This window comes from Candidatus Bathyarchaeia archaeon (assembly GCA_038873195.1).
In the GTDB taxonomy this organism is placed as follows: Archaea; Thermoproteota; Bathyarchaeia; order Bathyarchaeales; family Bathycorpusculaceae; genus DSLH01.
Genome location: JAVZEV010000002.1, coordinates 119,474 through 143,273 on the forward strand (window position 1 = coordinate 119,474; position 23,800 = coordinate 143,273).

The following is a 23,800-nucleotide window of genomic DNA, read 5'->3' on the forward strand; positions in this document are numbered from 1 at the left end:
GATATAATCTTAGCACTTGCTCACTTGGAGCATACAAAGTATGAAAGTAGGTGTAATTTCAGTTTATCCTCCATCGAGGTTAAAACACTCAAAACATAGTGGTGTTGCATCATACACGAAGAACTTGGTTGTTTCTTTACTAGAAAATTGCCAAGTAGATGTTTTTGCAGATAAGATACCCCACACGACTGATTATTATGGGGAAGGTGAAAAAGTTTATAGATGTTGGAATAAGGGCGTTTTTTATCCGTTTCAAATTTTTAAGCAGTTATTGCGCAAGAATGTAGATGTTGTGCATATACAGCATGAAATATACCTTTATGGTGGATTTGGTTCGGCGATAATTTTTCCATTTTTGCTTTTTTTGATTAGGTTACTTCGGAAGCCCGTGGTGGTTACGTTGCATGGAGTGATTCCATTATCTAAAATTGATGAACGTTTTCTAAAGGAAAACTGGATAAGAGGTAGACCCTTTGTAATGAAAATTGGATTGACCTTACTTGTAAAAATTATAGTGTTTCTCTCAACTGCAATTATTGTACATGAAGAAAGCTCTAAAGAAACGTTAAAAAGTGAATATCGATGTCCTCCTCGTAAAATCTTTGTCATTCATCATGGCGTTGAGGAAGGATCTGATTTAATTGAGAAGGACGAAGCGAAAAGAAACTTGGGCTTAAGCGGAAAGAACTTGATTTTATTCTTCGGTTATATTGCTGGTTACAAAAACGTGGAGTTACTAATTGAAAGTGCTAAATTTTTGAAAACATCCAATTGGGTCTTGATTATAGCTGGGGGTCTGCATCCTAGATTGAATGGTGATCGTGAGTATCTTAGCTATGTCTCAAGTTTGCATGAGAAGGCTTCGGAGATATCTAAAGACCGTATTTTATTCAAAGGTTTCATTTCAGAAGGAGAGATTCCATTGTATTTTTCTGCGGCAGATTTGATAGTTTTTCCCTATAAAATTAGCATGCATTCTAGTGGTCCACTTGCTCTTGCTGCTTCTTATGGAAAACCATTTCTAATTAGTGACATGTTTAGCGAGGTGATTTTTTTCAGAGAGGCTGTGTTTAAGAATGATCCTAAAGAGCTTGCGGGCAAAATAGATAGATTTTTTGGAGATGCTGAGTTTCAATCAAAAGTTTTAAGATGTTCTGAAGAATTTAAGATGAAGCGATTGTGGAGTGATGTTGCTAGAAAGACATGTGAGCTTTATCGAGAAGTGGTATCACAAAAATGAAGTTTGAATCTGCGTTTCCAGTTAATTATAAATCGCCATATGTTTTCGTGGTTTTTTTAGTTGTCTTCGCGTCAATTATACGTCTTTATCAGTTAGGCGTGATTCCTCTTTCGTTGTATTATGATGAGATTACTAGCGTTTACTTTCCATTTCTATATTTTCAAGGCGAGAAAAGTCTTCCTGTGGTATCGATTTTAATTAGCATAGTTACTGGAACTATTTCCATTTACGGTTTTGCTGGTCCTTCTGCGTTTTGGACGAGGGTTCCATCGGTTGTGTATGGTGTGTTGTTTGTTGTTGTTTGTTGGGCATTGGGAAGAAGGTTGTATGGGCAGAGAGTTGGAATTTTAGCTGGTTTATTAGCCAGTGTTATTCCTTGGTCGCTTCATTTCAGCAGATATGGAGTAGTATGCGTGGTAAGTTACGCGTTTTATGTTGCGTTAGCGGTTTACTTGCTTGTGCTCTATTTTCAAACGGGTAAAGACCGTTTCAAGTTTGCAGCTTTTATTGTTGTAGGAGTTTCGCTTTATACTCATGCTATGGCGCTTATTTTTGACACTTTATTTTTTCCGTTAATAATTTTTGCTGGACTTGTTTATAACCGAACAAAATTGCGCAAAATATTAGGGAACATGCTATTGTTTTTTATGATTTTTTTGGTTTTCGCATCGCCTTTTTTGATTAGTTACCTTTTTATGGCTGAACAATTTTCATTTCAGACGCACACAACAATACAGCATTACAGTGGCATAATCGAAGTGGTAGAGGGCGTCGTAAAAAGGGCATACTTGCATCTTTCTCCGGACTTTCTAGTAATTTCTACTGGCAAATCATTTTCAATGCTTAATGGTTCGGGTGAGTTTATAACACAAAGCGGGCTTTACTATTTTGGTACTGCTGGAAAGACTGGAATCTTAAATACTTATGGCATATTTGTCTATTTGGGATTTTTATGGTTGATATATAAAGTAGTTAAGCGTCCAATTGTTAGTTTTCGATGGATTCTTTTAATTTGGTGGGTAGCTTCTTATGCTATTGCTAGTGGCTTTGCATATTATGATAATCCGAACGCAGCAAGAAACATCGTTGGGTTGCCCGCTTTTATTCTTGTAATTAGTTTGGTAATCAGTAAAGTTTGGCATGTATTGTTTAATTCTAATGATGGTTACATATCTAAACGAGCGTTTAAGAGGTCGTTTCCTGTGAAAATGTTGAAAAGTTTATTCTTAATTTCTCTTATAGTTCCTTCAGTGTATTATTTGCCTACATACGTTATGACCTACGAGTCTTCATATGACTACTTTGATTATGACTATAAACTTCTCTCCGATTATCTAACAGAAAACCAACTTTGGAACAATAGTATCGTTCTTAATGAGACACGACCAGATAAGTGGTATGCTAATATAGTCTTGTCTTTTTATAACCATTCTGCCAGCAAAAGAATAGTCGTCGGTAATCTGTCTACCGCTTTGTCTATGTTAAAATATAGAAAAAACACAGTTGTATATGTGACCAGAAATATATCGAACCAAAGTAGTTCATCTCCATTGTTCCGTTTTACGTTTCTGAACATAATTTATTATCCAGATAATACGCCGGTTTTTGCAGTATGGAAAATAAATCGGCTTTAAGGAGAAACGGACATGTTAACCGAGACTAAAAGAGCAACAACTAAAATATGTAGAATTAACACCAGCAAGGGACTAATAGCACTGATTCTGATAGAAAGCTTTGTTTACAGATTTGCCAAAGAACTCTTGCATTATTCATCTCATTATGATGAGCATATCCCGGTTTTCAAAATGGAAGGAGAAATTATTCAAAAAAACTCTATAATCGAAGAACGACGTAATTCACTTTTGCAGTTGCGAAAAAGATGGGTGGCAAATTAATTGAGAGTTTTGCTCATTAACCCTCACATTTTTTCAGGCGGAGCTGAACGAGTGATTATTTCATCTGCTCGGTGGCTAAACAAACTTGGAGTAAAATGTGATATACTAACACTATCACTAGAGTTAGAGTCGCTCAGAAAAGAAAAAGAGATTCGCTTGCTTTTACCTCCAAAAGAGATTAAATACAATTTTAATTTGACAATTCACGGTGCAGCAAAAAGATTATTTCTAGAACTTAAAGAATTATGCTCTTCTTTAAATGCAATAAAAGATGACTACGATATTTTCAATCCGCATAATTTTCCTGCGTATTGGGTTTTCGGTCTCGTAAAGACACCAAATAGGGCTAAAGTCGTGTGGACATGTCATAACGTCTTCGATGTCTATGGTCCGATGATAGCTATTTTCCAAAAAAACGGACTACCACATAAGTTATTTAAGATACTCACAACTTTTGATAAACGCGTAATAACTAGAAAAGTCAACGCAATAGTAACAGTATCTTCATTACATGCAAGAGAAATCACTCGCAGTTATGGCAAACAACCGTATATCATTACTCCCGGAATTGATTTTGAGTGTTATGCGCAAGGAAATGGTAGGGTATTTAGAGAAAAATACAATGTGTTAGACTCTTTTTTGGCGATTCATGTAGGCAATTTAATCCCTATAAAAAATCAAGAAATCAGTATTAGAGCCATTGCGATTTTGCGAAATGTAATCCCTAACATACGTCTTGCAGTGATAGGTGGCGGTCCTGATTTGTTAAAGCTTAAGAAATTAGTGGTAGATTTGAATCTGGAAAAGAATGTGTTTTTTACAGGAAATATGGACGAACATGAGTTAAGGAATGCCTACAAAGCTGCTAACGTCAATTTATTACCATCTGCACTTGAGAGTTTCGGTTTAACGCCTATAGAAGCGCTAGCTTCTGGTACGATTAGTATCGTTTCAAAAGAGGCTGGCGTGGCAGAATTTCTCGAAAAATACAAGGCTGGTTATGTTTTAGAGAATAGAATACCAGCTGAATTAGCAAAAGCAATCTTACACGTTTATGAGAATCCAGAAGAAGCCAAAATTAAAGTTGAAAAAGCTCAAACTATCTTGCAAGAGAAGTTTTCATGGAAGAGTTATGCACAAAGGCTTCTAGAAGTCTATAAAGACGTGTTGAGAGAGGATACACAACGTTTAGCATAGATTTTATTGAGTTAGCATATGAGTTTCCTGCAAGTTTGAGCCCTCCGAAGAACGAAGACTATTTTAGACTGCCAGTTTTGGTAGCCAAAGAGATGGGTTTACGAGCATGTGTTTATAGTATGCGGACACCAGTTAGAACTAAGAAGCAGGAATCTGTTAGCGAAGTTCTAGTGCGTAGGTTTGATGACCCATTTTTCTTATTACTCTCGACTGTTGCTCAGAAGCCACTAATTGTGCATGGACATAGTTTCGGGTGGATACCCTCTAGCACTGCTCCGTTACTCATTAAAAAATACGTGTTTACTCCGCACATTTACCGTTTAGATAAATTTAACGGAAACTTGACTAAGTTGATTCTTACTTTGATCAGCAGAGCTAATGCTATTATTGTCCTCACCAAGTTTGAGGCAGGTTGGTTTATCCCATATGTTGAAAAGGAAAAAATACACATCATACCGCATCCTATTGATTTTCACTTTTTCAGTAACCTTAAAAAGGATGAATGCGATGAAATCCGTAGACGCTTTCAAATTGATAATGAGCTTGTATTAACAGTAGCTAACCTTGTTCCACGCAAAAATCTTGAGACATTACTAAAAGGCTTCAAATTAGTAACTCAGACCCTGCCCAAAAGCAAATTAATAATCGTTGGCTCTGAGCCTCCAACAATATTGGGCGTAGTGAAAACAAGAAAGACAAAAATAAGCTATTACGAGAGTCTCAAAAAGATGGTGACTAGTCTAAGCTTAGAAAGGCAAGTGATTTTTGCCGGATACAAAAATGAGTATGAGCTGAGGAAATTTTATGCTGCTGCGGATGTCTTTGCGCTTCCATCAACCACCGAAGGCCAGTTATTGTCTGCTGGAGAGGCTGCTGCTGCCGGTTTGCCGTTGGTTTTATCCAGTTTAGAGCCGCTGGTGGAGATTTACAAAGAGTGCGCTTTATTCCATGCCCCAACAGACCATGTTTCATTAGCGAACCATATAATTAATCTGCTCACTAACAAAGAACTTGCTAAGAAACTGTCCGAAGCAGGCAAGAAAAAAATGCGAGAATATGATGTGTCTGTGATAAAACCTAAACTTAAGGCATTATATGAAAAATGCCTAAAAGACATGTAGGCAATCTGCAAGTTTCTTGTCAATCATATATGTCCAATTCTGAAAGTATGTTCTAGAACAATTGCATACTGAAAGTATTGTTATATCACATTCGTTGTCTTTGCGAGTTTTTCACAAGTTTCCTTGTTCAAGTTCAGCTTGTTGAGGATCGTGTATCTTTCCGGTCTTATCGTTGCAGCGATTTCTAACGCTTTCACAGCATCCTCTTTCTCTATGTCTAGCTCGTTTGCGTTTGTTGGCGCTCCCAGCTTCTTCAATGTGTCTCTTATTCTTTTCCAGTTTGTCCTATGCAGATAAGCCATCATAATTGTTCCCACACCGCATCTTTCGCCGTGCATGGTATGGTTTGGCTTGATCATGCCAAGGGCGTGGGCAAAGAGGTGTTCTGAGCCGCTGCAGGGGCGGCTGCTTCCAGCGATGCTCATGGAAACTCCGCAGCTTATTAGGGCTTCTATGACTACTCGCACTCCTTCTTCGTTATCAGGTTTGATTTGCTCAGCGTTTTCCATAACGAGTTTGGCACTCATCAAAGCCAAGCTTGCAGCGTAGCTTCCGTAATACTCGTTTTTTTCTTCATGCGCTAGCTTCCAGTCTCTAACTGCGGTGAATTTTGATATGATGTCTCCGCAGCCGCTTATGAGAAAGCGCCATGGCGCTTGCATTATTATGTTTGTGTCGGCTACTATGGCTATGGGTGCTTGAGCCATAATGGAGTAGGGTTTCTCGTATCCCCTCACAGAAGAGAGGGGGCTTGCAATTCCATCATGTGAGGCGGTTGTTGGAACGCTAATGAATGGAATTTTCTGTCGTGCAGAACTCAACTTTGCAACGTCGATTTTTGTTCCGCCACCCACTCCGAAAACGACTTCAGGTTTTAGAATTTTTATTTTTTCTTCTACTGTTTCTACGTCTTTAACCGTGGCTGATTCTACGAGGAAAACGTCAACTGCAATTCCCTCTTTTTCTAGGAGCTCCTTAACTGTTTTTCCAGCGATTCCGTAAGTTTTGGAACCTGCGATTATTAGTGCTGATTGGGTAAATCCGAGCCTGCGTGAGATTTCACCGATGTGTTCTATGGTTCCGTTTCCAACGATTACTTCTCTTGGAAGTTGCATGCGGTGATGTTTTAATGACAAATCAATCACATTTTAGCTGTGTTTTTTGCGATAATTCCCTTTTACTGTGTATGCTCAGAACCCTTTTAAATCCAACGGTTCTCGCGGTATAATATTGTTATATCTTTTGAACCGTAATATTAATAAATCCCATGGCGTGATTACATGGTGTCTACTTCCTAGCGAAGTAATCTTGACGTGTTTAGGTTTTGGGAGAAAAATCGACATGACAAACAGTGATTTGGAAAAGCGGTTAGTGATGAAAGGAACCACAACCATAGGCGTCGTCTGCAAAGACGGAGTCATATTGGCTTCAGACACACGGGTAACCATGGGTTTCTACGTGGCTCATAAACATGGGAAGAAAATATACAAGATAGACGATCATATAGGCATGACTATTGCTGGTTCAGTGGCTGATGCGCAGAGAACTGTGGATATAGTCACGGCTAATGCGCAGCTTTATAAGATAAATATGAACCGACCAATTCCCGTTAGTTCTGCAGCGAGAATTATTGCGAACCTTCTGTTTTCTGCTAGGTATGTGCCTTTTCTGGCGCAAGTTCTGGTGGGCGGTGTAGACGACACTGGGCCTCATGTATTTTCTTTGGACCCTTTTGGCAGCTTGACTGAAGAAAAGTGTGTTGCGACTGGTTCTGGTTCGCCGATAGCTTACGGTGTTCTTGAAGACCAATACAAGGAAGACATGTCTGTTGAGGAGCTTTTGCCTGTTATTGTTAAGGCTGTCAGTTCTGCTATGAAGCGTGATGCAGCAAGCGGAGACAGCTTTAACATTGCAGTAATCGACGGGAATGGCTATAGAGAGTTGCTTGACAAGGAGAAAAAGAAGCTTCTGCATAGTTGAGGAAGTTAAAAGTGGCGCCAAACTCTGAAAAAGACAAAATAGAAATAAGCCAGTACATATTAGGGCACGTTCCGAAAGAGGCTGAAGTAACAAGAATCGAATATGAAGGGTCAACGCTGGCGGTTTACGCCAAAAAACCAGAAATTTTAGTCGAACAAAGCAGCTTAGTTGCGGACATAGTCAATGTGATAAGAAAAAGGATAGTCATACGTTCCGACCCATCAGTGAGGCTTCCAGAAAAAGATTCAGAGCGTGCAGTGCGTGAAATAATTCCGCCGGAAGCTGAAGTGACAGACATAAACTTTGACCCAAGTCTCGGCGAAATAATAATTGAAGCGAAAAAGCCAGGACTTGTCATCGGAAAAAATGGTGCAGTTCTTCAAGAGATTATAAAGCGGACAAAATGGCGGCCTCATGTTTTGCGGAGCCCTCCATTACGTTCTAAAATAGTAACTCACATGCGCCATTACCTTCATTCTGAAAGTAAGGAAAGAGAGAGAATACTGCGGATGATTGGAGAGAGAATTTTTAGACCTAAAACTTACGAAATTGGTGACGTGCGTGTTACGGCGCTCGGCGGAGTTCAAGAGGTTGGGCGGTCAGCGTTTCTGGTTCAGACAAGAGAAAGCAGTGTATTGTTAGACTGCGGCATTAATCCTGGTTCTTCTAGGCCTTTTGAGGCTTTTCCGAGGCTTGATAACCCGTTGTTTGAGCTTGATTCTTTGGATGCTGTGGTTGTTAGTCATGCACATCTTGACCATTGCGGTTTGGTTCCGTTCCTTTACAAGTATGGGTATGACGGCCCAGTTTACTGTTCTGCGCCGACTTCGAACCTTATGACGCTTCTTCAACTTGACTATCTTGACGTGGCTAACAAGCAAGGCATAACGGCACCTTACGACCAGAAGGATGTTCGCGAATGTGTGCTGCATACTATTCCTTTACGGTATGGCGTCGTTACGGATATTGCTCCGGACATTCGTTTAACTCTGCATAATGCTGGTCACATTTTAGGCTCTTCGATGGTTCATTTGCATATAGGCGAAGGCTTGCATAACGTGGTTTATACTGGCGACTACAAGTATGCCCGAACGATGCTTTTGGAAGCGGCGACATCAGAGTTTCCAAGAGTTGAAACTATAATCACCGAAAGCACTTACGGAGGTCCAGACGATTTCATGCCTTCACGCGTTGAAGCTGAAGAACGTTTGACGGCGATTGTAAATGAAACTCTTGAGCACAAAGGCAAAGTTTTGATTCCAGTGCCAGCAGTTGGAAGAGCACAAGAAATAATGCTTATTATCGATGGTTATATGCGACGTGGTTTGATGAAGGAGGCGCCCGTGTTCATCGAGGGCATGATTTCTGAAGCCACAGCAATTCACACGGCTTATCCGGAATATTTGGGAAGAGAAGTTCGCAATAGCATACTTCATGACGGAGTTAATCCTTTCCAGTCTGATTATTTTACGGTTGTTGAGCACCCGAATGTTAGACAAGAGATTATCGAAGGTGAACCGTGCATTATTATGGCAACTTCTGGAATGCTCGAAGGCGGACCCGTAATAGAATATTTCAAAAGTTTAGCAGACGACGAACGAAACACTGTGGTTTTCGTTAGCTACCAAATTGAAGGCACTTTGGGAAGAAGAGTGCAAAAGGGCTTAACTGAAGCTACTATGATGAGCGCTGAAGGAAAAATGGATGTTGTTAAAGTTAGATTGCATGTGGACTCGATTGAAGGCTTTTCCGGGCACTCGGATAGACGACAAATAATCAACTACGTGACTCATTTGAAGCCAAAACCCGAAAGAGTTGTCATATGCCACGGCGAAAGAGCAAAATGCCACAGCATAGCAAACTTCATCCAGAGAAACTGTGGAGTACAAACGCTTGTGCCGGCAACCATGGAAACTTTCAGACTTCTCTAGACGCTTTTGTTATCATTTTTGAGCTTCAATAAGATAGTTTACGCCCCAACTCCAATGGATTTCCTTGCCGCTTATCAATTGTAAACCTCACTATTGATTTAAAAAGAAAGTTGAACCTATAAATAAGGGGGGGTATAAACTCCAGAGAGCAAATAATCTTCTTCTACTAACCATTCAGTTTCTTTATGGCTTCTTTAATTGTTAACACTGAGTTTTCAAAACGCCTTTTCACTTCTGACGTCAATTCCAATTCTAGCACTCTTTCTATGCCGTTCCTGCCAAGAACCACAGGAACACCAATGGAAACGTCTGAAAATCCATATTCACCCTGCAAGTATGTGGATACACTCATCACTCTGTTTCTGCCTCGGAGAATAGCATCAGCCATAATTGCGATTGTTGCCGCTGGCGCATAAGTTGTCGATCCCTTCAACTTTATCACGTCAGCGCCAGAACTCACCGTTAAATTCACTATTTTCTCAATCTGTTCTTCCCTAAGCAACTTCGTTATAGGTATCCCAGAAACAGAAGCATACTCAACAAGCGGAACCATAGAATCACCATGCTCACCTATAACTAAAGCACGAACATCCTCCCTAGAAACATTCAACTCAGTCGCAATGTAAGACCTGAAACGCAGAGTGTCCAAAATGTTTCCCATCCCAAAAACCCGATTTCTTTCAAAACCAGACTCCTTGTAAGCCACATAAGTCATAATGTCAACAGGATTCGTGACAACCATCAACTTACAATCAGGCGCATACTTCACAATTTCCTTAACTACAGATTTAACTATAGCCGCATTCTTGTTCATAAGGTCAATCCGTGTCATCCCCGGTTTTCTCGCTTCACCAGCTGCCAATATTACAATTTCTGAGCCTTTCATTGCACTGAAATCATTTGTTCCCACAATTTTCCCATCAAACTCAATCGCTGGTGCTGTTTGCATCATGTCTAATGCTTCGCCTTTAGCTAAATTCTCAAAAATGTCAATTAACACAACATCGCCTATTCTGTACCTTAAGATGTTGAATGCTGCTGCGCTTCCTACTTTTCCAGCGCCAATTATAGTTATCATACGAAAACGATTAGCTAATTCTAAATAGATATACTTAACTGCACTTTTCAGTCCGCTCTTCCTTTCATGTTGGTGGTCCTCGCAGCGTCCATTCGGGAACACGCGCATTCGGAACAGAATCTGCCCTAGGAAGATATGGTTTAACATCTACAATTGGCGAATCTTCGAAAGCGTCAAGCCCCCTCACAGTCAGACTGCACTCTTCAACTTTAACCAGCTCCACAACACACAAACCTATCGGATTTGGACGTGAAGGGCTTCTACAAGCAAAGACGCCCGTTTCCACGTTCCACGCGTGCTTTTTTGGAAAAACCAGCAATGTCCGTCTTTCCTCTTCTTTATCACGCAAATGCATCCAGTAAAGAATGATAATATGCGAAAAATCTTGTATGCCCTTAAGCCCAGCACAAAATTCTGGAAAAATCCGCACTATGGCTTCTTGTTCTCCAGCTTTTTCAACAACTCCAATAAAGCGAAGTTCACCCTTAACACTCATTTTCTCATACACCCAATTCTCTTTTTCACAAAGCAATTGAGAACTGCAAATCAATATTCTAAATTCATAAGTGTTTTAATATTTTTCACGTAAGCTATGTGATTGCAGGGTGAAATTGCCTTGAGCGAACAAATCTTTCAAAGTTGCAAAGAACTAATAGACGACGCAAAGATGGGCTGCGCAGACCTCGTTTTTAAAGAAGTTTGCCTTGAAATTTTGTCAAGAGCACGAAACATTTTAACAGAAAAACAGTTTAAACAATTAGTGGCTTATGCCGCGGAAAGAATGAAAGAGAAAATTCCTTTTGAGTTGCAAGAGCAATTAATGGCGCACAAGTGAAACATAAAACACGTTCGCAAGCTTACTATTTAATCATCAACGGTTTGCGGGGCAACGCAGCATCGAAGGCAATTCTACCCTGCAACCTTCACTTTTGTGAAATACCAAATTCTGCTTAGCCAAGCTTATAACCGATTTTCCTTAAGAACTCCTTCCTTGCTTTAACATCCTCAGTCTTTTCTACTCCTTTACTCTTGAACCCATCAACAACGCCTACTATCCCTCTGCCCTGTTCAGTTTCAACAATTATGACTTCAAGAGGATTCGCGGTAGCAGCGTAAATGGTGCAAACTTCTGGCACTTTTTTGATTTTGTCTAAAACGTTTATTGGATAAGCCTCTTTAATGAAAATTAGGAAACTGTGACCGCACGCAATCTCAAAGGCTTTTTCCGCCGCTAACCGTCTTAATTCTTCATCGTTTCCTTCATGTCTCACCAAGCACGGTCCCGAACTTTCACAAAAGCCTATTCCAAATTTTATGTTCGGCACGGCATTAACCAAAGCTTCGTATAAATCTTCAACTGTTTTGATGAAGTGTGCCATGCCTAAAATCACATTGCAGTCCTTTGGTACTTCAACCTTCACGGTTTTAAATTCCAACATTACACCATCTCCAAATGCTGTTTTTGTCAACGTCAGATTAAAAATTAAGCGTCACTTTCAATTTTCCTCCTTGCAACCTTTATAGCAAAAATTATCATCCCTAACACTACTATAATTGACGACATGTAAAAAGCATTTACATAAGCTGCATGTCTAGGCAAGCCAAACACTTCAATTTGAACATCTGCGATTGGTCCGCCAACCAAAAATCCGGCTGGTCCCCAGCTTAACGCCATAACAGTATTGTACCTGCTGAGCAACCGCCCTCTTTTATGCTCTGGAATTATGTCTCCAGCAAAAGCGAAACCAACCGTGTAGAGCGTCCAGAATGCTACACCGTTTAATCCATAAGTTAAAGCCATTAATGGAACATTTAAGGGCACACTGTAGAAGAGTGGCGTAATTGCCGCGAGAATCAAGCCGACGAACAGAACTTTGCTTCTTCCAATTTTATCTGCAAGCCCCCCAGATACTATGCTGGCAAGCATGCCCCCTATTGTCCAAGCGCTCAGTATAAGGCTCATTTCCGCGTCGCTTGCGTTTAGTCCTTCTGGCAAGTCGATAAAGAGAAGAAAAATCTGATTGATTGACGCAGCGCCCAAAACTATGATTATGAGAGATATCAAGAACCACTTGTAGGTTCTTTCACTTTCTTTAGCAAATTCAACATCATTTTCGTTGTTTTTCATGGCAGTTTTTTGGTTTTGTTCATGGCTTCTTGCTTTTACGCGTCTTGACGTAAACGCCATTGTCACTGTCCCAGTAAACAGTAAAGCAGTGACTATGTAAAATATTGTGCCATTCCTAAACCCCTCTCCACCGCAATATAGGAAACCAGCGAATATTATGCCAGTCATTCTGCCCAATGACGCAATGAAATTTAACGTTCCAACCACTTTTCCACGTATCTCGGGCGTTGTAACATCCGTAAGCAATGTTGCCCATCCCACATCCGACATCGACCAAAAAAACTCCAATAGGGATAAACCAAAAATTATCGCCAAACCCGCAGCGAAACTGCTTCCAACATCTATTAAGGATTTGTGCGTGATAAACACGATTATGTAACTGAATGCAGCTATTGTTTCGCCAATAATTATCAATTTTGTTCTAAGCCTATAACGGTCACTTATTCTTCCCCACAACAAGTTCTGACCCAAGGCAGAAGCCACCATGTTAAGTGTTCCAAGAGCCGCAGTTAACGTGGTTTTTGGCATTAGAGTGTAAAGGTAGTTTATCATGAAAGTGTAGAAAACTCCCCTTCTCACAAATGTTAAAAACTGGAAAAGTCCCAAATTGAAAAACACGTGCACACTAGATGCAAGGTTTAACGAGCTTCCTTTAATGGGATTTTTCATTTGAAAGATCACTTCGGTTTCTCTGCTATCTATGATGGCGTTCTTGGTTTGCATCCAAAATGAAGACAGAGGAATGGATAAAACTTGTTATATTAAGAACTTGCCGTCCTTGTAGAATATTTTGCCGTCCGCGTAGATTTCTCCGCCCTTCTTCATGTCTTTTAGAATGTCCCAGTGGATTGGCGACTTGTTCAAGCCTCCAGATTCTGGGTAAGAGTTTCCAAGAGCCATGTGTATTGTTCCGCCCATTTTTTCGTCGAAAAGCATGTTTTTAGTGAATTTTGTTATGGCATAGTTAGTTCCAATAGCCGCTTCTCCAATGCGTTCTGCGCCTTCAATTTTAAGGACTTGTTGCAGAAACTCGTCGCCCTTTTCTGCTGATGCTTTCACAACCTTTCCATCTTTGAACGCGAGTTTTATGTCTTCAACTTCTCTTCCAAAAACTAATCCTGGAAAAGTAAATCTTATCGTGCCGTTCACAGAATTTTCAATAGGTGCAGTAAATACTTCGCCGTCTGGCATGTTTTCTTTTCCACCGCAGTTTATCCATCTTCTGCCCTTTGCGTTAAAAGTTAAGTCTGTATCTTCGCCTACTATGTGAATTTCACTGGTTTTGTTCAAGAATTCACAGATTTTCTCTTGTTGTTTGTAGATTTTCTTCCATTCAGCTATAGGATTATCCTTTTCTACAAGGCAGCTGTTGTAAACGAAATCTTCGTATTCTTCAAGCGCCATTGCTGCTTCTTGCGCCTGAGCGTTTATAGGATATGGTAACGCTGTCCATTTGAGTTTGCCTTCAGCGACGCGTTTGTAGAAGATTGCGCTTATTTCATTTCTGGCAGCAGCGAAAATTCTTGTTCGAGTTGGGTCTATGTTTGTTAGTCTTTTTGGGTTTGGTTCGCAGAAGACGGATATTCGCGTGTCTATGTTTTCTATTAGGAATTTTTCAAATGGCGAAACGTAGGTGAGTTGATGTTCTTTGGCGTATTTGAAGAATGTGTAAGTAGTATCAAGTTGTGGCATTATAAAAGGATAAGCGTCACTTAACAAACACTCTTTGTAAATTTCATGCATCAGCGGAAACGCTTGCACATTCCCTTGAATAAGCACCTTCTCCTTAGGTTTTACATCCACAGAATAATGAACACAAAGCTTTGCAAGTTTCTCAACTCTCAAGTCAACCATTGCAAATCACCATTTCAGAGAGAACACTAAAGAAACACAAATAGAATGTTTAAGTTTAACGGTCACATTCGCCTACATCTCCAAAACAAAACCTAAATACTACTGAAACGAGAAAGCAAGTCGGAAAAACACTTGTGGGCCGGTAGTTCAGTTTGGTATGAACGCCTGACTTGCACTCAGGAGGTCGGGGGTTCAAATCCCCCCCGGTCCACCACCATGATGACTTCGTCATGAGTGTTTGTTTTGTTGTCTTTGGTAGATTTTTCTGACGGCTTCTTCAAAATCTGCTCCGTGCCTCAAATAAGCTGATATTTCCTTGTCAAGAAGGTCTGTTCCCGTGTCTAATCCCCAATGGTTTATGTATTTTTTCAAGAGTTCGTTGTAAAGCTCCGTGGCATCAATTTCTTCCATGCTTGTGAACTCAGTTTTCATTCTCTTATGCTCCCCCCTCACATCGTTAATGGTCAATTCATGAGGCAGCTCAGATCTTTTTAAAAAACCATAAAGAGCCATGGCAGTTCCAAGAATAAAGAAGAGGATAGTAACGAAAATGCCATCTAGAAGACCTGTGGAAACCGTCATTAACGCAGCTATTCCGCCAAAAAACAGAAAGAATACGCTTGCGTAGATAAAAGAGTCAGCTTCTTTGCGGTGTCGTTTTGCTAAGCATTCTAGACACAAGTGAAGTGTGGCTTCTGCATCACTTGTTTGAAGATTGTAGATGTAAAGGCATTCACTACAAAAATTTCCGCCACAATCATTGCAAAGACCTATTGCCAACCTCTCACCATGATTAAAACACTTAGGCAATCCACCACTGATTTCTGGAGGGACAAGAAATATTCCTCTGCAATACGTGCACTCTAATTGTAGAGTATTCGGTGGAATAAATTTTCTATATGGAGCGCCACAGAATGGACATGTTACCGCCTTTGTTTTCTTTTCTGTCAAATGCTCCCACTAAAATCTAAAATGATTCTCTATTGTAATTAGGTTTTTCTAAATATGGGGCTCGAAGAAACTCCCTTAGACTACGTGCTCAATTAATATCTTTAATCCAATGCCGATGAGAATGAGACCGCCAACAATTTCTATTTTCTTTCCAAAGACTTCTCCAAGTTTATTACCAGTAGAAGCCCCAAGGAATGATAACAAAAACGTTACAACGCCAATAATTATCACTGGAATTGCTATTGAGGCTATTTTCAAAAATGCGAAACTTATCCCTACAGCCAAAGCATCGATGCTTGTTGCAATCGATAAAATCAACAAAACGTAACCGCTAAATGCCTTAATCTTTTTCTCTTCTGTTTTTCTTCTTACTGCCTCATAAATGATTTTGCAACCAATAAAACCCAAAAGTCCAAATGCTACCCAATGGTCAAAACCCGATATAAAATCTATTAAACCGAGACCAATCGCCCATCCAATTACGGGCATGAATGCTTGAAAAGACCCAAAAAACGTTGCCATTTTCAAAGCATTGCTGGTTCTCTGATGTTTCGTTGTTGCTAGGCCATTCGCAACTGAAACAGCAAAAGCATCCATCGCCAACCCAAGCGCTATAAGTATAATCTCAACAATTTCCATTCAGCATCAACTTCTATAGGTATCCAAGGCTTTTTCGAAAGCCTCAAACGCCTCAGCAAGGTTTGGGTTATATGGGTTTATGTTACCTAACCCCAGTCTTATCATATTCGACTCTGTTAGTTTATAGTTATTTTTGAAGAGGAAGAATGCTCCTGGTACTGGAGCTAAACTGTGCTTTGGTATTGCGTGCTCATTTATCCATCTGTAGGAATCTTTTATCAGCAGTTCAATCCAGTAAGTCACGCCAGCCTTGTTAGGAAAATATCTAAAACCGCTTTCGTTCAACCATTTCTCTGTTGCGTTTTTGATGCTTATCCATTTTTGTTTATGCTTCTCAAGCTTGTCCATGTCTTTTTTGAGCAACTCCACTGCAATCAATTGCACAATACTTACACTACCGCCTATGGTGTTCACCACATCATTGTATAACTCTTCAACCAATTCCTCTTTAGCCAAAGCTATGCCGAGTCTTAATCCGCCAAGACCGTACGCTTTTGTAAAACTAGTCGTAACTATGCCTAAATTTTTGTCGATGGAAAAGAGCGTAGGAACCAAGCTTCTGTCAAACTCCGCGTATATCTCATCACATAAAACATAGAAACCGTATTCATTAGCGACAGCCATAATCTCTTTCAACTCGCTTGTATTAGCTATTGCGCCGCTTGGTGCATGAGGATTTGTCAACATAAGCAAACCAGTTTTTTCTGAAACTTTTTTCCGCAGTTCTTCCGCATCAAGTCTATACGTTTCGCTCTTTCTTCTTTCCAGTCGTTTTACACGCGGAAAATGTTCTTGCACTTGCCGCAGTAATGGCTCGTATGTTGGATACTCAACTATTGCTTCTCTTTTCTTTCCGTCCCTTTCAGCAAGATATCTAATTATCCTTGCATTTTGACCTGAGGCTCCTTCGCTGGAGATGAAAACATTTTCGGGCTTGACGTTGTATCTTTGAGCTAGAAGTTCTGACAGGAGTTTTGTATAGTTGGCGTTTAAGTCAACTTCGCCTAACGCCAAGTTATATTTGAAATAGCTGATGCCGCTTGAGCGGAAATCATACTTTACTTGTGGCATGTGGATATACCAGTTTAGATATAGGGAGGAATGTTTCGTTATTGACACCTTGTGATTTTGGAAATGTGTTGCTCATACTTAGGGATTTCCGCTTTTAACATTCTGGTTTAAATATCTTTTTATGCAATTGAGCAAACATCCTAATTGGCTTTCATTATGAAAATTAGCGAAGTAAAAGACGGTTCAATCTTGGAAGTTTACGTAAAGCCTAGTTCTAAAGAATTCAAGGTAACAGTTGAAGAGGATGAAGTTGTTGTTTTCTGTAAAGAAGAGCCTTTTAAAGGCAAAGTTAATAGAGAGCTCGTGAAAGAGTTTTCGCGACTTTTTGGTGGAAGAGTAGAGCTTGTTTCTGGATTTGCTTCTAAAAATAAAAGATTGCTAGTACATGGTATTGGGAAAAGTGAAATAGAACGTATTTTATCAAGAGTGTGAGTTTTTTATTCTCTTTGAAGATTAAATCGCAATATTGCAGCTATTCCGCCAAAAGAATTTTTGAGCATTTGGCCTTCTTCTGTTTCGCTTGATATTACTTCCACTTCCGTGTTCGTGTACTCAGCTAATTGTGCAAAATTTTCTATTAACTCCTGTGTTTCTGCGATAGCTAAAGATGGAGCTTTACATTTTGGACAAGGTTTTCCTATTAGGCTTTGTTCAAAGTTTGTGAGCATCTGATTTTTAATGGTTTCCTGTTCTTCATAGCCGCATGCGTTGCATTTTACTTTAACACGTACAATGTCGATTCCTTCTGAAAGTAGCAAAGTTCTCACAGCGCCTGCTTCTAATGCCTTTCTAACTTCTTCTTCGCCATACGTTGCCATTCCAGTGTCATGCCCAATTTCGTAAAGAAACTGCTGCATCACCTTTTTTTCTTCTATGTAACGTATCTTCCGCATTATTTCCGGCGCCTTATCAACAACTTCCTTAACGCCTTGCTCGTCAACGTAAGCCGTGTCAATAACATCTATAACCTTCTCCTTCAACATGTAATTCAAATAATCGCCCTTTTCAAAATCAAATTTAGTCGGTCCAGGACCTGCAATTATCAAGCCTTTCAAGTTTTCTATTGGCAAAAATGTTTCGTTGGCATGCTCGCCCAGCCGCCTAAAGTATTCTTGAAGCCTCATTTCTCTAAGTCGTTCATATCTTCTTGCTGATTGTCCTCCAGCGCGGGTTTTTCCCGGCACGCCTGATGATATTTGTCTTACTATTTCGAGTCTTCTGCCTTGGAGTGTTGCGAGCGTGGCGGCTGAGGCATCTACGAGGAGTATGCCATACGTTTCTTTTTCTCTCAGAAGTTCTTGCAAATGCTCAGTGTGGAATCTTGAATCGCACCTATATAGGTATATGTGTATCGGTTCGGGCGGAATAATCACGTAGGTTTCAATTCTTTCGCTTCCAGCACCATTTTGTGGAATTGCACCACAAAATATTACAAGCCCGTTCTCCGGCGTTTCCTTGAACAGTTTAAGACGCTGCTGAACCTTGACAATGGCATCTTGGACGTTTTTGCGTGTTGTTGTAGATTTTATGTTTGATGCTGTGCCATACTCGTCTCGGAGCATGTTCATAACTTCGCTTATCTGCTTTCCTGGTGGAACGTAAAGCGAGACGAGTTCTGTGCCGCGTCCTTCTTTGCGCGCTAGTGTGTCCAGTGTTTTTTTAAGTCTGAACAGCTCCAGCGAAGTTCTTTTTGGTGTGCTCAACGGTTTTCACTAATCTTGTCTAGCGTAAAGCTACATGACAAGCAGCAAAATAAGAGTTTGGGAGGAATTTAGGGTAATCCGATTACTTCCTTCAAGAATGCCTTGTATGGACCAAGCTTGCCGCCGTAGTTGCCTGCTGAAATTCTTACAACGCCTGGCACACTTGCTGCGGCTTTCACTCCTGCGCTCATAGCTTTTTTTACGGCGTCTACTGTCAAGCCGTTGACAACAATTTCGTAAACGCAATTTACGCCTTCTGAAAGCTGAGAATCCGGCACAACGGTTCTTAATCCTGGACAGAATGGATGGTTAGTTGATGCTTTAAGCTTGTATTTTAAGGAACCCGCTTTCGAGCCTGAACGGCAGATTCCACCGGGAAAAGGCATTATTACTTCGCTTGCTTTGGCTTTAATGGCGTTTACTGCTTCTTCCGCCGCTCTTAGCCCGCTTACTTTGTCTGTGGCCATGATTAGGAAGTTTCCTCCAGCAACGGCTTCTACGACTCCAAAAGTGTCTTCAACTATGAAGTCTCCTTCCATGACTGGAATTTTCCAAACTTTTCTGTTGCCAACTAAACCTTTTCTTTGGAAGCCATCGCCGAACAGTCGTATTGCTCTGCCAACTTTAAGTTTTCTTTTAGCATTAGGCAGGGCGTCAAAGGCTGAGGTAGTTGGGCAAGTCATTATGCACTGTCCTATTCGCGTTATCATCTGGTTTTTCAAGTCGAACCTATTGCGGTTGTATATTTGAATTAAAGCGCCTATACGGTTGTCTGGAGTTTTGTCTGCCGTTACAATGCCTTCCAAACCAGCTTCAGCTGGTGACATGATTACGCTTGTTGCGAAGCCTGTTGCAACCGCCGCAGCTGTCAAAGCCCACTTTTCATTGTCAGCCGTTATTAATACGCGTCCAGCCCATAATGGAAACATTTCAGCGAACGTGTCGACAATTTCGCATGTGTTTCCGTTTTCTGCTTTGTAAATGAATTTTTCTTCGGTCATAGGTTTGTTCTTCCTCTTCTCGGAATTTTACTATACAGAAAAGAGGAATTGATTTAAATTCTTTGGCATTTATAGTATTGTTAGAAGCACATCGTAGAATGGTTTTGCTTTTCCTTTAAACCGTAATCATGAAATCCTTATAAACATCATTTTCTAAATACGGCTTTAAGTTTGACTATTGGGTGTGTTCCTTGGAGAAAGTCAAAGTAGGCGTTGTTAAGTGCGGCAACATTGGCACTGCTCCTTTGCTTGAGCTTCTCTTGGACGAACTTGCAGATAGAGAAGACATCAGTGTGCGAAGTGTAACAACAGGTTCGAAAATGGTTGCTGAAGATGTGGCAGAAGCATTGCCGAAAATTTTTGATTTCAACCCTACCTTTGTAATATTTATATCGCCAAACCCCGCCGTTCAAGGACCCACAAAAGCCAGAGAGATACTTTTAGAGAAAAGAATTCCAAGTATTTTCATATCGGATGCGCCGGGAAAACGCCTTAAAGAAGAATTTGAGAAACATGGTTTTGGCTACATTATTGTTATGGGCGACCCGCTCATTGGAGCGCGAAAAGAGTTCTTGGACCCTACTGAGATGGCGATTTTCAATTCTAATGTTATTAAAGTTCTTGCGATTACTGGCGTTTACAAGATGGTGTATCAAGAGATTGATAGAGTTATACATGGCTACAAGGCTGGAGCAACTCCGGAACTTCCATGTTTGATTATAGACACCGAAAATATTAGGGACCAATCAGACTTTAGAAATCCCTATGCGAAAGCAAAGGCTATGGCGGCTTATGAGTTAACTAAGAAAATAGCTGAGGTTAACACGCGGGCTTGCTTTGTAGAGAAGGAAAAAGAAAAGTATATCCCACTTGTTGCATGCGCTCATGAAATTGCTCAAGCAGCAGCTGATTTGGCTGAAGAAGCAAGGGAAATTGAAAAGTACTCTGACACATTGGTTAGACGGCCACACGCTAAGGATGGAAAACCAAAAATCAAGGATAAATTGTTGCTGCCACCTTCCTTTGATGAGGAAATTTTTCAGAAATGGCTTAAAGGTTTTAGGTGATTAACAGAAAGCGTAGCCTAAGGATAGAAATTCGTTTTATATACACTATTAGTATGTATATATGGTATTTCGACTAGGTATATATATTTTGCACTTAACCTATACATCCAAAGGTGACAAACCCGTGAAATCACTTGAAATAACTCCGTTAGAAGGAAAAACGTTAAGGGTTATAATCGTAGAAAAAGAATACAGCGAGCCTTTCTGGCTTACAGAACCACAAAACAACTGCACTCCCAAAAACCCTCTTTCATCCGTCTTTAAACCATCAATCGCATTCACTAATTTCCTCGAAAAACTTGTTGACGAAGCAAAGCCTGACTTCGCAACAGAAGAGCTAGGGAATCGTTCTGCTGAGAAACTGAGCCAAAATAGCGCTGTTGCTCAATTGTTCCAGAAGAAAGGCATACCCTTCTCGCCGGTAGACATTGACGAAAACGCTAAGGGCTATCTCATTTCCTTAATCGAAGAAAAGAAGCAGCTCAGAGACCGCATAGTTGAAGCACTAGAATCGCTGCCATCCAAAGAAGCCAACACACGAAGCATTGAGGAAGAATATCTTATGGCTTATGGGCAATGTTTGCAACAAGAAATAGACGAAATGGAACGAGAAGCAAAGTTCTCAGTAAGGGAAAGTTGGATTGCAATGGGCATCCTTGAGAACGCTAAGAAAATCGAAAAAGAAGAAGTTACATGTCTTCACCTGTCCAGTCCAGAGCACGTCAACGGCGTAAAAAAACTGCTTGAATCCGTAGATGTGGAAGTAGAAACAATTCAGCCCACAAAAAAATTACTTTTTTCAAACAAAAAGGCACCACCAGAAGAACTTGAAGATTTACTAAAGTCCATGCAAATTCAAATCAAACCAGCAATCAAAAAAACTGCTGAAGAAGCGCCAAAAATACTTTTTTTTCTAGACACAGACAAAAGAGCAAGCCCATTTGACATTTGCATGGCATACGATGCGGGATTCAGCGTAGTAGTACCATACGAGAACGTGACGCCAGAAGAGGCAAAAAGAATAGTGCAAGACGCCATTTTCTCCAGAGACCCAAAAGGAATCAAACACACAACATTCTTCATAGGTGGAAAAGACATGGAAAAAGCTGAAGAAGTCTTGAAAGTTGCTCGCGACTCGATGTTTCCACCTTTTGAAGCTAGCACGATAATCGACCCAGCCGGAGCCTACACAACAGCCGCCGCCATGATAGCAAAAGTCGAAGAAGCGTTAACACGTTCAAAGCTTGGAAACCTAAAGGACAAACGCTGCGCGATTTTTGGCACAGGCGCTATTGGAAGAGTTGCGGCTATTCTCTTGGCACGACTTGGATGCGATGTCAAAATTGTAAGTCCAAACCCAGACCGCGCTGACGGAGAAGAATACGTTGCGAAGCTGGCGAGTATGCTTCAAAGCAAGTACGGCGTAACCGTGGAAGGAGTTTTCGCTCCGACATCTGCAAAGAAAGTGGAGGTTATAGAAAAATCAGACGTAATATTCTGCGTCTCCGTAGCTGGTGTTCGAATAATCAGCAAAGAAATGCTGAATGAGATTAAGCTTGCTAAAGTAATTGCTGACGTGAACGCTGTTCCACCATTAGGAGTTGAAGGAATAAAACTTGAAGACGACATGAGAGAAATAGCTCCGGGAATCTTCGGCATCGGCGCACTAACTATTGGCAGGTTGAAATACAAATTGGAACGAGAAATTCTTAAGGAAGCACGAAGAAACGGAAAAGGCACGATTTACAATTATAATTATGCATTTCAGTTAGCAAGAAAAATCTTGAAAGGAGAAATCTCCCCTACCAAACTTGCTGTAACCCTAAGCTATCCTTCCAAAGAAAAGAAAGGCTCATAATAAGCTCAGAAGGATGGCTTGTAAGAGCGGTTAATAGTAATTTCAGCAATATCCGCCGCAAACTCTGCTATTCTTCGAATACTATCCCGTAAAGAACAACAAGCGCAAATAACCTCAGTGCTTTTCTCTTTCGAAAAAGCCAAAGCCGCTATGTCTTGGTCTAATTTTTCTATTTTTGCTTGACTTTCAATGATTTCGTCAGAACACTTCACATCATTTGAAAGCAAGGCATTTACAGCTTTGTCGTATGAAGCCAATGCGTCGCAACCTGCAGCGTACATTTTCTCCAAAAGCTGATCGGAAACTTTTTTTCTTCTTCCTTCAAGCATTATAAGATGTTTAGCTATGTTAGCAGCTTGGTCTGCAACTTGTTCAATGCGGTGGACGAGAGTTTGATAGTCGAGGCAGTCGATGGGTTCAAGGTCAAGTTGATTAGCTAATGCGGAGTCGACTGCTGCTCTGCGAAGTAGTCGCAGTAGGAAGAAGGAGAAGTGGTCAACTTCATCGTCAAGTGTGAAAACCGATTTTGCAAGTGCTGCATCTTGATTTTTTAATGCTGTGAAGGCGTCGCGGCACATGGAACTGGATATCTTGTACATTCTGTTAATTCCGGCTTGAATTGACGCTTTGGACTCATCTATTAGCGTTGCGATTTGCATCTCTTTCGTGTCAGCTTCCATGATGCGCATGTAAAGCATCTGAACTATTCCACGGATGGCTTTTTGTTGGGCTACAGTGAAAAATTTAGTTGAAACTAACTTTATTGTTGAATAGCCGTTTAAGTAACAGGCGATTATGCTGCGAATCACAAAAATATCTTTCTCATCGGGCTCAACATGAAGGGTTATTTTGCTCATTTCTCTTTCCTTTTTTGCGCCGGGAAAAACAACGAGTGAGCGGTCACGGTTTATGGCTATTGAGACGACATCTCCCTGTTTTAGTTCGTTAAGTTGTGTCCAGTGTTTTGGAAGAGAAACCACAAGTGAAGAGCGTCCGAGGGACATGATTTTTCTTTGTTCCATGTCTGGTTCACTTCACTGTATTAGTGTGAAGATTGAGATATATACTTTTATAGACCGTATAGCG

At 40.6% G+C, this 23,800-nt stretch carries 23 protein-coding genes and 1 tRNA gene; 12 read left to right on the plus strand and 12 right to left on the minus strand.

Going from position 1 to position 23,800, the window contains the following annotated elements; genetic code table 11:
* Positions 1–40 precede the first annotated feature (40 nt).
* From QXW63_08795 to QXW63_08815, 5 genes are read left to right on the plus strand one after another with little or no spacing between them, the layout of a single operon-like run.
* Complete coding sequence (locus QXW63_08795; GenBank protein MEM3461986.1) at positions 41–1,240, plus strand: glycosyltransferase; 1,200 nt, start codon at positions 41–43, stop codon at positions 1,238–1,240.
* Positions 1,237–2,874, plus strand: a complete 1,638-nt coding sequence (locus QXW63_08800; GenBank protein MEM3461987.1) for a glycosyltransferase family 39 protein — start codon at positions 1,237–1,239, stop codon at positions 2,872–2,874. The genes QXW63_08795 and QXW63_08800 overlap by 4 nt, the downstream gene beginning before the upstream one ends.
* Positions 2,875–2,886: 12 nt before the next feature.
* A complete protein-coding gene (locus QXW63_08805) occupies positions 2,887–3,135 on the plus strand; it encodes a hypothetical protein (GenBank protein ID MEM3461988.1) in 249 nt (82 codons plus the stop codon).
* Positions 3,136–4,332: a glycosyltransferase family 4 protein gene (locus tag QXW63_08810; protein ID MEM3461989.1), complete on the plus strand. Its 1,197-nt coding sequence runs from the start codon at positions 3,136–3,138 to the stop codon at positions 4,330–4,332.
* Between the two features lie 35 nt (positions 4,333–4,367).
* Positions 4,368–5,453, plus strand: a complete 1,086-nt coding sequence (locus QXW63_08815) for a glycosyltransferase family 4 protein (GenBank protein MEM3461990.1) — start codon at positions 4,368–4,370, stop codon at positions 5,451–5,453.
* Between the two features lie 80 nt (positions 5,454–5,533).
* On the opposite strand, the gene QXW63_08820 is transcribed toward QXW63_08815, so the two are convergent.
* Positions 5,534–6,589 (minus strand): NAD(P)-dependent glycerol-1-phosphate dehydrogenase, encoded by a 1,056-nt coding sequence (locus QXW63_08820; protein MEM3461991.1) that lies wholly within the window; start codon positions 6,587–6,589, stop codon positions 5,534–5,536.
* Between the two features lie 205 nt (positions 6,590–6,794).
* On the opposite strand from QXW63_08820, the gene psmB reads away from it, so the two are divergent.
* Together psmB and QXW63_08830 are read left to right on the plus strand one after the other, a co-directional pair.
* Positions 6,795–7,433, plus strand: a complete 639-nt coding sequence (gene psmB / locus QXW63_08825) for an archaeal proteasome endopeptidase complex subunit beta (protein MEM3461992.1) — start codon at positions 6,795–6,797, stop codon at positions 7,431–7,433.
* Positions 7,430–9,364 (plus strand): beta-CASP ribonuclease aCPSF1, encoded by a 1,935-nt coding sequence (locus QXW63_08830; GenBank protein ID MEM3461993.1) that lies wholly within the window; start codon positions 7,430–7,432, stop codon positions 9,362–9,364. Before psmB ends, QXW63_08830 begins: the two co-directional genes overlap by 4 nt.
* Positions 9,365–9,530: 166 nt before the next feature.
* Here the strand turns inward: QXW63_08830 and QXW63_08835 are convergent, their stop codons facing one another.
* On the minus strand, positions 9,531–10,442 hold the full coding sequence (locus tag QXW63_08835) for a malate dehydrogenase (protein ID MEM3461994.1): 912 nt from the start codon (positions 10,440–10,442) through the stop codon (positions 9,531–9,533).
* A 64-nt stretch (positions 10,443–10,506) separates the two neighbouring features.
* The gene (gene tsaA, locus QXW63_08840; protein ID MEM3461995.1) at positions 10,507–10,938 is read right to left on the minus strand and encodes a tRNA (N6-threonylcarbamoyladenosine(37)-N6)-methyltransferase TrmO; all 432 of its coding nucleotides are present in this window, start codon (positions 10,936–10,938) and stop codon (positions 10,507–10,509) included.
* A gap of 120 nt (positions 10,939–11,058) precedes the next feature.
* On the opposite strand from tsaA, the gene QXW63_08845 reads away from it, so the two are divergent.
* Positions 11,059–11,277 (plus strand): hypothetical protein, encoded by a 219-nt coding sequence (locus QXW63_08845; GenBank protein ID MEM3461996.1) that lies wholly within the window; start codon positions 11,059–11,061, stop codon positions 11,275–11,277.
* Positions 11,278–11,392: 115 nt separating this feature from the next.
* Here the strand turns inward: QXW63_08845 and QXW63_08850 are convergent, their stop codons facing one another.
* From QXW63_08850 to QXW63_08860, 3 genes are all read right to left on the minus strand, one after another.
* Positions 11,393–11,878 carry an adenosine-specific kinase gene (locus QXW63_08850; protein ID MEM3461997.1) on the minus strand — a complete coding sequence of 162 codons (486 nt, stop codon included), beginning with the start codon at positions 11,876–11,878 and terminating at the stop codon, positions 11,393–11,395.
* A gap of 47 nt (positions 11,879–11,925) precedes the next feature.
* The gene (locus QXW63_08855) at positions 11,926–13,239 is read right to left on the minus strand and encodes an MFS transporter (protein ID MEM3461998.1); all 1,314 of its coding nucleotides are present in this window, start codon (positions 13,237–13,239) and stop codon (positions 11,926–11,928) included.
* An 87-nt stretch (positions 13,240–13,326) separates the two neighbouring features.
* A complete protein-coding gene (locus tag QXW63_08860) occupies positions 13,327–14,424 on the minus strand; it encodes an aminopeptidase (GenBank protein ID MEM3461999.1) in 1,098 nt (365 codons plus the stop codon).
* Between the two features lie 136 nt (positions 14,425–14,560).
* On the opposite strand from QXW63_08860, the gene QXW63_08865 reads away from it, so the two are divergent.
* Positions 14,561–14,638: transfer RNA gene (locus QXW63_08865), tRNA-Ala, on the plus strand.
* A gap of 14 nt (positions 14,639–14,652) precedes the next feature.
* Here QXW63_08865 and QXW63_08870 read toward each other — a convergent pair.
* The 3 genes from QXW63_08870 to QXW63_08880 form a co-directional block, all read right to left on the minus strand.
* A complete protein-coding gene (locus QXW63_08870) occupies positions 14,653–15,375 on the minus strand; it encodes a hypothetical protein (protein MEM3462000.1) in 723 nt (240 codons plus the stop codon).
* A gap of 75 nt (positions 15,376–15,450) precedes the next feature.
* Entirely contained in the window at positions 15,451–16,014 is a 564-nt protein-coding gene (locus QXW63_08875) for a manganese efflux pump MntP family protein (GenBank protein ID MEM3462001.1), read from the minus strand.
* 6 nt (positions 16,015–16,020) lie between these two features.
* Positions 16,021–17,085 (minus strand): pyridoxal phosphate-dependent aminotransferase, encoded by a 1,065-nt coding sequence (locus QXW63_08880; GenBank protein MEM3462002.1) that lies wholly within the window; start codon positions 17,083–17,085, stop codon positions 16,021–16,023.
* 156 nt (positions 17,086–17,241) lie between these two features.
* Here QXW63_08880 and QXW63_08885 point away from each other — a divergent pair, with 156 nt between their 5' ends.
* A complete protein-coding gene (locus tag QXW63_08885; protein MEM3462003.1) occupies positions 17,242–17,517 on the plus strand; it encodes a DUF167 family protein in 276 nt (91 codons plus the stop codon).
* A 5-nt stretch (positions 17,518–17,522) separates the two neighbouring features.
* Here the strand turns inward: QXW63_08885 and prf1 are convergent, their stop codons facing one another.
* Together prf1 and fhcD are read right to left on the minus strand one after the other, a co-directional pair.
* Positions 17,523–18,788: a peptide chain release factor aRF-1 gene (gene prf1, locus QXW63_08890; GenBank protein ID MEM3462004.1), complete on the minus strand. Its 1,266-nt coding sequence runs from the start codon at positions 18,786–18,788 to the stop codon at positions 17,523–17,525.
* A gap of 68 nt (positions 18,789–18,856) precedes the next feature.
* On the minus strand, positions 18,857–19,789 hold the full coding sequence (gene fhcD / locus QXW63_08895; protein ID MEM3462005.1) for a formylmethanofuran--tetrahydromethanopterin N-formyltransferase: 933 nt from the start codon (positions 19,787–19,789) through the stop codon (positions 18,857–18,859).
* A 191-nt stretch (positions 19,790–19,980) separates the two neighbouring features.
* Between fhcD and QXW63_08900 the strand changes: the two genes are divergently transcribed.
* Both QXW63_08900 and QXW63_08905 read left to right on the plus strand, forming a co-directional pair.
* Complete coding sequence (locus QXW63_08900) at positions 19,981–20,856, plus strand: F420-dependent methylenetetrahydromethanopterin dehydrogenase (GenBank protein MEM3462006.1); 876 nt, start codon at positions 19,981–19,983, stop codon at positions 20,854–20,856.
* A 124-nt stretch (positions 20,857–20,980) separates the two neighbouring features.
* The gene (locus QXW63_08905; protein ID MEM3462007.1) at positions 20,981–22,714 is read left to right on the plus strand and encodes an NAD(P)-dependent methylenetetrahydromethanopterin dehydrogenase; all 1,734 of its coding nucleotides are present in this window, start codon (positions 20,981–20,983) and stop codon (positions 22,712–22,714) included.
* A gap of 5 nt (positions 22,715–22,719) precedes the next feature.
* Here QXW63_08905 and QXW63_08910 read toward each other — a convergent pair whose 3' ends face one another.
* Positions 22,720–23,736 (minus strand): PhoU domain-containing protein, encoded by a 1,017-nt coding sequence (locus tag QXW63_08910; protein MEM3462008.1) that lies wholly within the window; start codon positions 23,734–23,736, stop codon positions 22,720–22,722.
* Positions 23,737–23,800: the final 64 nt, after the last annotated feature.